At 67.0% G+C, this 9031-nt stretch carries 8 protein-coding genes; 3 read left to right on the top strand and 5 right to left on the bottom strand.

What is annotated here, in order from left to right; all coding sequences use genetic code 11:
* Positions 1 to 244: 244 nt before the first annotated feature.
* Both Q8R73_RS07600 and Q8R73_RS07595 read right to left on the bottom strand, forming a co-directional pair.
* The gene (locus tag Q8R73_RS07600) at positions 245 to 2110 is read right to left on the bottom strand and encodes a feruloyl-CoA synthase (RefSeq protein ID WP_305718927.1); all 1866 of its coding nucleotides are present in this window, start codon (positions 2108 to 2110) and stop codon (positions 245 to 247) included.
* A 90-nt stretch (positions 2111 to 2200) separates the two neighbouring features.
* Positions 2201 to 2662 carry an SRPBCC family protein gene (locus Q8R73_RS07595; RefSeq protein ID WP_305718926.1) on the bottom strand — a complete coding sequence of 154 codons (462 nt, stop codon included), beginning with the start codon at positions 2660 to 2662 and terminating at the stop codon, positions 2201 to 2203.
* A 260-nt stretch (positions 2663 to 2922) separates the two neighbouring features.
* On the opposite strand from Q8R73_RS07595, the gene Q8R73_RS07590 reads away from it, so the two are divergent.
* From Q8R73_RS07590 to atzF, 3 genes are read left to right on the top strand one after another with little or no spacing between them, the layout of a single operon-like run.
* A complete protein-coding gene (locus Q8R73_RS07590) occupies positions 2923 to 3657 on the top strand; it encodes a cysteine hydrolase family protein (protein ID WP_305718925.1) in 735 nt (244 codons plus the stop codon).
* Positions 3654 to 5306, top strand: coding sequence for a regulator (locus tag Q8R73_RS07585; RefSeq protein ID WP_305718924.1), 1653 nt, complete (start codon positions 3654 to 3656; stop codon positions 5304 to 5306). The genes Q8R73_RS07590 and Q8R73_RS07585 overlap by 4 nt, the downstream gene beginning before the upstream one ends.
* Before the next feature lie 24 nt (positions 5307 to 5330).
* Positions 5331 to 7127, top strand: a complete 1797-nt coding sequence (atzF, locus tag Q8R73_RS07580) for an allophanate hydrolase (protein WP_305718923.1) — start codon at positions 5331 to 5333, stop codon at positions 7125 to 7127.
* Between the two features lie 193 nt (positions 7128 to 7320).
* Here the strand turns inward: atzF and Q8R73_RS07575 are convergent, their stop codons facing one another.
* From Q8R73_RS07575 to Q8R73_RS07565, 3 genes are all read right to left on the bottom strand, one after another.
* Positions 7321 to 8058: a GntR family transcriptional regulator gene (locus Q8R73_RS07575; protein ID WP_305718922.1), complete on the bottom strand. Its 738-nt coding sequence runs from the start codon at positions 8056 to 8058 to the stop codon at positions 7321 to 7323.
* A complete protein-coding gene (gene hpxZ, locus Q8R73_RS07570; RefSeq protein WP_305718921.1) occupies positions 8055 to 8486 on the bottom strand; it encodes an oxalurate catabolism protein HpxZ in 432 nt (143 codons plus the stop codon). Before hpxZ ends, Q8R73_RS07575 begins: the two co-directional genes overlap by 4 nt.
* 1 nt (position 8487) lies before the next feature.
* Positions 8488 to 9031: amidase family protein (locus tag Q8R73_RS07565; RefSeq protein WP_305718920.1), on the bottom strand; the 544-nt coding region annotated here is incomplete at its 5' end.

Raw genomic sequence — 9031 nt, 5'->3', positions numbered from 1 at the left:
TCCCGCCCTGCGATCCCTTGCGCGCCCGACGCTGTCGCGTCCATCGCATCCCGCCGCGCGTTCGTGACGTGCGCACGCCCCTCGTTCGGGCGGGACGGGCGAGTCTCTAAAGGTGATTTGCCCGACGTGTTAAGGGAAATATTTTTGTTTTCGGGGCTTGACTTTTAATTCTGATAATCGGAAGTGATTTGCCCGTCGGGTGGCGGCGCTGCCTTGTTTCAGGCGACCGCGCCTTGCCCGGCAGCTAACCCGGGCACCCGATCCACTCACCCGACGTATCGTCTTCGAGCGTCGCCACCGCGGCGGCGCGCCGGGTCAGCACCGCGCGCTGGTTGATGTAGCCCTTGTCGGTGATCTCGCCGCCGTCGACCGAGGCGGGCTCCGCCAGCAGCAGCGCACGGGTGGCATGGGTCGAGGAGCCGCCGCCACCTTGCGTCTTCAACTTCGCAAGCCCCGCCGCGATCGCGGCGCGCACGTTCGGGTGGCCGATCACGTCGTTCGCATCGGCGCCGTCAGGCAGACCCGCCTGCGCGCGGCACGCCGCGATGTTGGGAAAGACCAGGAAGCGGGCGTGATCGCCGCCGTGCCCGGTCACCACGATGTCCTGCGCCAGCGGCGAAAGCGCTGATATCCCGGCGACACGCAAGGTGCCGACACTGACCCAGGTGCCGGAGTTGAGCTTGAAATCCTCGGCGACGCGGCCGTCGAAAAACAGCCCGAGCTCCGGCCGGTCCGGATCGGCAAACGTCACGGCGTCGCCGATCCGGTAAAAGCCTTCGGCGTCGAACGCCTGGGCGGTGAGTTCCGGCGCTTTCCAGTAGCCGGGCGTGACATTGGGGCCGCGCACGCGCACCTCGAGCTTGTCGCCCGAACCCACCAGTTTCAGTTCGGTGCCGGGGATCGGCACGCCGATATTGCCGGAGCGCTGCGCCTGGAAATGACAGTCGGTGGCAAGCGGCGAGGTTTCGGTGGAGCCCCAGGCCGACACCATCGGCAACGCCCGGCCAACCGTTTTGATCGACAGATCCTCCATCGCGTCCCACAGATTCTGCGGCAGCGCCGCGCCGGCATAGAACGCGAATTTCACCTCGCCGAAGAAACGGCGGCGCAGCTCGTCATCCTGGCGCAAGGCCGCGATCAACATGTCGAAGCCGCGCGGCACGTTGAAATAGATCGTCGGCATCACGCTGCGCAGGTTGGCCAGCGACGTCGCGAACAGGCCCGGCGCCGGCTTGCCGCCATCGATATAAAGCGTGCCGCCATTGCGCAGCACCAGGTTGAAATTGTGGTTGGCGCCGAAAGTGTGGCTCCACGGCAGCCAGTCCAGGATCACCAGATCGCCGCCGGCGTCTTGCAGGAATGACCAGGTCTGCGCCTTGGCCTGCTGGCTCGAGGTCAGCATGCGCTGGGTGTTGATGACGGCCTTCGGGGTGCCGGTCGAACCCGAGGTGAACAGGAATTTGGCGATGGTGTCCGGCCCGACCGCGGCAAAGGCTTTTGCCACGGCATCGCTTTCGGGGGCGGCGGCGATCTGGCGAAATGGAATGGCGTCGCCGCCGTCAGCGTCGCCCGCCACGATCACAGCGGTGTGCAGCGGCCGGATCGCCGCCAGCGCCGCCGCGAACGGTTTCGTGGCGGACAGATAGATCGCGCCGGGATCGAGCAGGGCGATCATGCTTTTCAGCTTGTCGAAGTCCTTCGAAACCAGCGAATAGGCCGGCGAGATCGCCGCCGCCGGCACGCCAACATGCATGGCCGCCAGCGCGAACAAGGCATGGTCGATGCTGTTGTCGGAGAGAATGACGAGCGGACGCTGCGCGCTCAGGCCCTCCGCCAGGATCCAGCCGGCCGCGGCGCGCACTTGCCGCAGCGCATCGCCGTAGGTGACCGTCGTCCACGGCGCGTCGGCATTGGCGCGCTCGGCGAGAAAGACCTTCGCCGGCGCCTCCCGCGCCCACTGCTCCAGCCAGTCGCCGACGCAGCGGGCGGCCGGCTGCAGCGGCGCGGTCGACTTCACGATGATGCAGCCGTCGGTTCGGCGATCGGCCACGATCTCAGGCGCTGCGAACAGCGTGCGCGAACTTTCGCGACGGACGGCGGCTGGTGTCATCGGTTTCCCCGGAAGCGCCCTCTTGATCGGGGCTGGCATTTTGCTCTACGCGAAAATCGCACGCCCCGGCAAGATGCCGCGGCGCGCGCTCTATTTGGCCGCGGCCTGCGCGCCTACGCGCTGCTCGACCTGCCGCTTGATGTTGTTCAGGCCGATCTGCGCCTCTTCGTCCACGCGCTGGATCTGCTCGGCGCTGGCGGCCGAGGGGCGGCTTGGGTTGGTGAGGTGTCGTGTGTATCGGGTGGCGGCGCCGACCCGCTCGAAGGTGTAGCGGACGATGATCGGCCCGATGAAATCGGTCTCGGCCCGCACGGTCCAGGCGTTCGGGCGGTCGCTCTCGGTCACTTTCCAGTCCAGCACCACCTCGCCGCGGCGGATATGCCATTGCTCGCGAAAGCCTTCGCCGGCATCCAGCGCACGATCTGCGCTGTCGATGTGGTGCGACGCGGCCAGCCATTCCGGCCAGGAATTCGGATTGCAGACGTAGTCGTAGACCGCCTCCGGCGGGGCATCGATCAGGATATCGTGGCGGCGTTCGAACGAATGCGACATCGGCTACTCCGGTTCAGGCCAAAACCCTGCGATCAGGCTAAACGATCGCAGCCGCACATCGCAAATCGCGCTGCTCATAAAATATGCAAAGGCGTTCTTGGAAGCAGCCCCCGGAGGCCGCCCACGCTCGCGAAGCCGGCGCAAGCCGCTGGTGAACCACGGAAAATTGCGAAGCACGGCGCCCCGCACGCGCTGTACACAATGGCACACTGCTTGCTTCGATCAGGGAGCCGTTCCCGGCGCCTGGAGCGCAGTCAGCCATGGCAATATACGCAACCACCAGCCTGCTCGCTGCGGAGCCGCAGCCGATCGAACTCGACTGGACCGCGACGGCGCTGGTCATCATCGACATGCAGCGCGACTTCCTCGAACCCGGCGGCTTCGGCGAAACCCTTGGCAACGACGTCTCCCGACTGGCGCGTGCGGTCGCCCCTTGCGCCAGCGTGCTCGCCGCCGCGCGGGCCGCGGGAGTTCTGGTGGTGCATACCCGCGAGGGACATCTGCCCGATCTTTCCGACGCGCCGCCGGCCAAGATCGAACGCGGCGCGCCAAGCAAGCGGATCGGCGATCCCGGGCCGATGGGACGGATACTGATCCGCGGCGAGGCCGGCCATGACATCATTCCCGAACTCTATCCGCTCGACGACGAGATCGTGATCGACAAGCCCGGCAAGGGCGCGTTCTACGCCACCGGGTTCGGCGATGTCCTGAAGAATTACGGCATCGCCAATCTGCTGGTGTGCGGCGTCACCACCGAGGTCTGCGTCAACACCACGGTGCGCGAGGCCAACGACCGCGGCTACCGCTGCGTCGTGCTGGCGGACTGCTGCGCCTCCTATTTTCCGGAATTCCACCAGATGGGCCTGCAGATGATCAAGGCCCAGGGCGGCATCTTCGGCTGGGTCAGTTCGTCCGCCGCGGTGCTCGCGGCCATGACAGCGGAGACTTTGACAACGGAGACTTCCAACCAGCGGCTATCGGGGGCATCGCAATGAGCACGACCGTGACGGCGAGCAAGGGCGACTTCAAACCTGCATTGTGGACGCCGGGCGACTGGAACGCGCTGTTCGGCTTCGGCACCAACATCCTCGTCAACATGCTGGTGCTGACCGGGCTGCTGCGCTTCGTGCTGAAGATGCCGGACTCGCTGGTGTTCGGCCGCATCCTGCCGGCGCTCGGCCTGATGATGTGCCTCTCGACCTTCTACTACGCCTGGCTGGCCTACCGGCTGGCGCAGAAGACCGGGCGCAGCGATGTCTGCGCGCTGCCGTCCGGCGTCAGCGTGCCGCACATGTTCATCGTCACCTTCGTGGTCATGCTGCCGATCAGCCTGAAAACCGGCGATCCGATCAAGGGCTGGTCCGCCGGGCTGGTCTGGGTGTTCTTCCAGAGTTTTATTCTCATGATCGGCGGCTTCATCGCGCCCTACATCAGGAGAATTACACCGCGCGCGGCGCTGCTCGGCACGCTGGCCGGCGTCTCCGTCACCTTCATCTCGATGCGCCCGGCGCTGGAGATGTACATGACGCCGCAGATCGGCCTCGTCTGCTTCGCCATCATCCTGGCAAGCTGGTTCGGCGGCGTCCGGTATCCGAAGGCGATCCCGGCCGGGCTGGTGGCGATCGCCGCCGGCATGCTGATCGCATGGGGCTCCAACCTGTTCGGGCTCGGCCTCGGCGGCCTCAGTCTCAAGGGCCTCGGCGACGCCTTCTCCAATTTCGGCTTCTCGGTGCCGCTGCCGGCATTCGGCCTGGTGTTTTCCGGCTTCGAATTCCTCGGCATCATCCTGGTGACGGCGATCCCGTTCGGCATCTACGATCTGGTCGAGGCCATGGACAACGTCGAAAGCGCCGAGGCCGCGGGCGACGAATATCCGACCACGCGGGTGCTGACCGCCGACGGCGTCGTCAGCCTGATCGGCTGCCTGATGGGCAATCCCTTCATCAACGCGGTCTATATCGGCCACCCCGGCTGGAAGGCGATGGGCGGGCGGATCGGTTACTCGGCGGCAACCGGCATCATGGTGGTGGTGCTGAGCTGGTTCGGCATCATCTCGGTGTTGCTGGCGCTGGTGCCTGTGGTCGCGATCTCGCCGATCCTGCTCTATATCGGCATGCTGATCGGCGCGCAGGCATTCCAGACCACGCCGATGAAACATGCCCCCGCGGTGGTGCTGGCGCTGACGCCGCACCTGGCGGCCTGGGCCAAGCTGCAGATCGACACCATGCTGGGATCGACCCTTACCGCCGCGCAGGCAGTGGGCGGTCTCGCCGCCGACAAGGTCGATGCGGTCAAATCAGCCGCGATCGCCGCATTGCCGCAGCAGGGCGTACTTTATCACGGGCTGGAAGTGATGGGCGGCGGCGCCATCCTCACCGGCCTCGTGCTCGGCGCCATCGGCGTGTTCGTGATCGAGCGCGACTTCGTCAAGGCCGCGGCCTTTTCGCTGTCGGGCGCGGTACTGACCTATTTCGGCTTCATGCATGGCGAAGCCGTTGGTATCGGCGGCGGTTTGGGGGTAACTCCGGGCGTCGCGCTGGCCTATGCCGTGGTAGCTGCGGTATTCTATGCGCTGGCGAAAACAGGCCCTGCTTCCCTTCCCGTTTCGCATCCGGAGACGCCCCTTGCCGCACCCGCTGAATGAGTCCGTGTCCGATCGGGGCCGCGCGTGAGCGAAACCATCGCCGAAATCGTCGCCGCCCATCGCGCCGGCACGATGACACCCGCGCAGACCGTCGCCCGCGCCTTTCGGCGGATTCGCGATCATAACGATCCCGCCGTCTTCATCAGCCTGCGCGACGAGGCGGATGCGCTGGCCGAAGCCGAGGCGCTGTCGAAAACGGATTCCGCACATCTTCCGCTGTTCGGCGTGCCGGTGGCGGTGAAGGACAATATCGACGCCGCCGGCCTGCCGACCACCGCCGCCTGCCCGGCCTTTTCCTATCTGCCGGCGCACGATTCAACGGCGGTCGCAAAACTGCGCGCGGCCGGCGCCATCGTCATCGGCAAGACCAATCTCGACCAGTTCGCCACCGGGCTGGTCGGGGTTCGCTCGCCCTACGGCATCCCGAACAACCCGATGCGCGCCGACCTCGTTCCGGGCGGATCGAGTTCGGGTTCGGCCGTGGCGGTGTCGGCGGGGCTGGTGCCGCTGGCGCTCGGCACCGACACCGCGGGAAGCGGCCGGGTGCCCGCGATGCTCAACAATATCGTCGGGCTGAAGCCGAGCCTCGGGCTGATCTCCACCTCCGGCATGGTGCCGGCCTGCCGCACGCTGGACTGCGTCTCGATCTTTGCGCTCAACGTCGACGACGCGATGACGGCGCTGGCCGCGATGTCCGGACCTAACGCCGCCGATCCCTATTCGCGCAGCCGGCCGCTCGCGGCCATCTCCGGGTTTCCGGCAGGCCTCCGGCTCGGCGTGCCGCGCGACGGCCAGCTGATCTTCTTCGGCGACAAGGCTTCCGAACAGGCCTATGGCGACGCCCTGAAGCGCTGGACCGCGCTCGGCGCCACCCTGGTCGAGTTCGACCTTGAGCCGTTCTATGAAACCGCGCGGCTGCTCTATGAGGGACCGTGGATCGCGGAGCGCTATCTCGTCATCCGCGATCTGCTGGCCTCGTCGCCGGATGCGATCCATCCGGTGACGCGCGACATCACCATCGCCGGCGCGCGGCTGTCCGCCGCCGACACGTTTGCCGCGCTGTACCGGCTGCAGGCGCTGCGCAAGGTCGCCGACCGCGCCTTTCAGAATATCGACGCGCTGGTGCTGCCGACGGCCCCGACCGCCTACTCCACCGCGCAGGTGCTGGCCAATCCTGTCGAACTCAATTCGAGGCTCGGCACCTACACCAATTTCGTCAATCTGCTCGACCTCTGCGGGCTGGCGCTGCCGGCCGCGATCCGGGCCGACGACATTCCGTTCGGCATCACGCTGCTGGCGCCGGCCGGGCACGATGCGCAACTGGCCTCGATCGGCCGCGTCTTCCATGCCGACACCGGGCTTTCGATGGGCGCGCGGCACCTGCCCCAACCGCCGCTCGCCGAACTGACCGCAACGTTGAGCGGCGACGAAATCGCCATCGCCGTGGTCGGCGCGCATTTGTCGGGCATGGTGCTGAACGGCGAACTGAAGGGGCTCGGCGCACGCCTGCTGGAGGCCGCCAGCACCGCGCCGGACTACAAGCTCTACGCGCTGGCCACCACGCCGCCGAAACCCGGCATGCTGCGGGTCGCGGCGGGAACGGGAACGCCGATCGCTCTAGAACTCTGGGCCTTGTCCGCCGCCGGTTTCGGAAAATTCGTCGCCGCGATCCCGCCGCCGCTGTCGATCGGCACGGTACGATTGGCCGACGGCCGCGGCATCAAGGGATTCCTGGTGGAGGCTGTCGATACAAGCGGCGCGCGCGACATCTCGGCGTTCGGCGGCTGGCGGGCGTTCATGGCGGAGAAGGTGGCGGTGTAGAAAGGGGGGCGAACAGCGAATGGCGATCTTCGCCTTCAGTCGTCACCAACAAGGCTTGTCGTCGCCCGGCATAGACCGGGCGACCCAGTACGCCGCGCCCTCCCGGTTTATCTCAAACGTCTCTGGAATACGGGGTCACCCGGTCAAGCCGGGTGACGACAGTCGTGGTGGGATCGCCACTCGCCATTAGCTCCTACACCGACACCGCATAGATTTCGTATTCGCCGCGCACCAGTTCGATATGGGCGCGCATCGCGGCCGCGGCGCCGGTGCGGTCGCCGCGCATGATCGCGATCACGACGCGGTCGTGCTCGGCATGGGATTTCGCCAGCCGGCCGAGATTGCGGAACTGGGCGCGGCGGAACGGCTGCACCCGCACCCGCGTCGCCAGCGTCATTTCGGCGATGTAGCCGTTCTGGGAGCCGGCATAGATCGCGTTGTGGAAGCGTTCGTTGACCTCGTGAAAGCGGTCGGGATTGCCGGCATGGCTCAGCACCCGCAATTCCTCGTGGATCGCCTCCAGAGCGTGACGCTCGGCCGCCGACATTCGCTCGGCGGCAAGGCCGGCGCACAACGCTTCCAGTTCGGCCATCGCCTCGAACATGCCGGTCAGCCGTTCGATCGAGGGCCGCGCCACCACGGCGCCGCGATGCGCCCGCGCGTCGATCAGGCCGCTGGCGGCGAGCTGGCGCAGCGCCTCGCGCACCGGCGTGCGCGATACGTTGAAACGCCGCGCGATGTCGGTCTCGTCCAGCGCCGCGCCGGGGGCCAGCGCGCCGCGGACGATTTCATCGGCGAGCTGCAGCCGCAGTTCCTCGGCACGCGTGATCTTGTCCGGAAAGTTCGAGGCTCGGTCGACCCGCCGAACCACCGCATCCGCCTCGCGGGGAGGTCGCTGGACTTCATCGGCCGGAGGATCTTCCAGGCTCATGTCCCTGGACCCGAATCCCCGGGTTGATCCTTCGGGGAATCCTTCGGCTCGTCGATGATGCTGACATGGGCGGCGACGATCTTCCAGCCCTCCGGAAACCGCACCCAGGTCTGCATCTGCCGCCCGACCCGGCCGCCGCCCCAGGCGTCGCGATAGAACAGCGTCGAGGCCACCGCGGTGTCACGGCCATAGCTGGAGATCACCGTCTGCGCCGTCGTGCGCATCAGCCCGACCGGCGAGCGCGCCGCGCGAAACGCCATGATGGCGTCATAGCCGTAGAGATTCTCAGCGATGCCGTAGCGCAGCGTGCGGGAGTCGGCACGGAACAATTCGTCGAGCACCGCGACGTCGTTCGCTACCAGCGCCGCTTCGTAGCGCGCGAACTGCACGGTCACCTCGGCGAGCACGTCGGGAAGATCGACCTCCATCTCAGAAATCCTTTGGTCGAGGGGCCGCGGCGACCCCCATGCGCTCCAGCGCATGGGCGACGCGGAGTGCGATATCCTCGCGCCAGGGCGCGGCGATGATCTGCACGCCGATCGGCATCGGCTGCAGCGGCACCGGCACCGCGACCACCGGCAGCCCGATGAAGGAGATCGGCTGGGTGTGGATGCCGATATTGGCGCGCACCGGCAGTTCGACGCCGTCGAGCATGAAGGTCGCCTGTCCCAGTTTCGGCGCGACGCAGGGCGTCGCCGGCGCGATGATCACGTCGACCGATTTGAATATCTCCAGCATCCGGGCGCGATACCAGCGGCGGAATTTCTGGGCGCGGTCCACCAGTGACGCCGGCACCATCGCGCCGGCTAGCAGGCGGTCGCGCACCGCCGGATCGAAATCACCCGGCCGCCGCCGCAGCCGATCCAGATGCAGCGAGGCTCCCTCCGTAGTGGAGATGACATAGGCCGCCGCGCGGGCGCGCGCGGCTTCGGGAATCTCCACCGTCCTGGTCGGGCCGAGCGCTTTTGCGACG

The organism is Bradyrhizobium sp. (assembly GCF_030697065.1).
GTDB lineage: Bacteria > Pseudomonadota > Alphaproteobacteria > Rhizobiales > Xanthobacteraceae > Bradyrhizobium.
The sequence above is the reverse complement of the archived record's forward strand: the minus strand, read 5'-3'. Positions and strand labels throughout refer to the sequence as shown.

Coding starts and splice junctions, on each gene's coding strand:
- Q8R73_RS07600 (WP_305718927.1), bottom strand. CDS start 2,110: ATGACACCAGCCGCCGTCCGTCGCGAAAGTTCGCGCACGCTGTTCGCA.
- hpxZ (WP_305718921.1), bottom strand. CDS start 8,486: ATGGAGGTCGATCTTCCCGACGTGCTCGCCGAGGTGACCGTGCAGTTC.
- Q8R73_RS07575 (WP_305718922.1), bottom strand. CDS start 8,058: ATGAGCCTGGAAGATCCTCCGGCCGATGAAGTCCAGCGACCTCCCCGC.
- Q8R73_RS07595 (WP_305718926.1), bottom strand. CDS start 2,662: ATGTCGCATTCGTTCGAACGCCGCCACGATATCCTGATCGATGCCCCG.
- Q8R73_RS07585 (WP_305718924.1), top strand. CDS start 3,654: ATGAGCACGACCGTGACGGCGAGCAAGGGCGACTTCAAACCTGCATTG.
- Q8R73_RS07590 (WP_305718925.1), top strand. CDS start 2,923: ATGGCAATATACGCAACCACCAGCCTGCTCGCTGCGGAGCCGCAGCCG.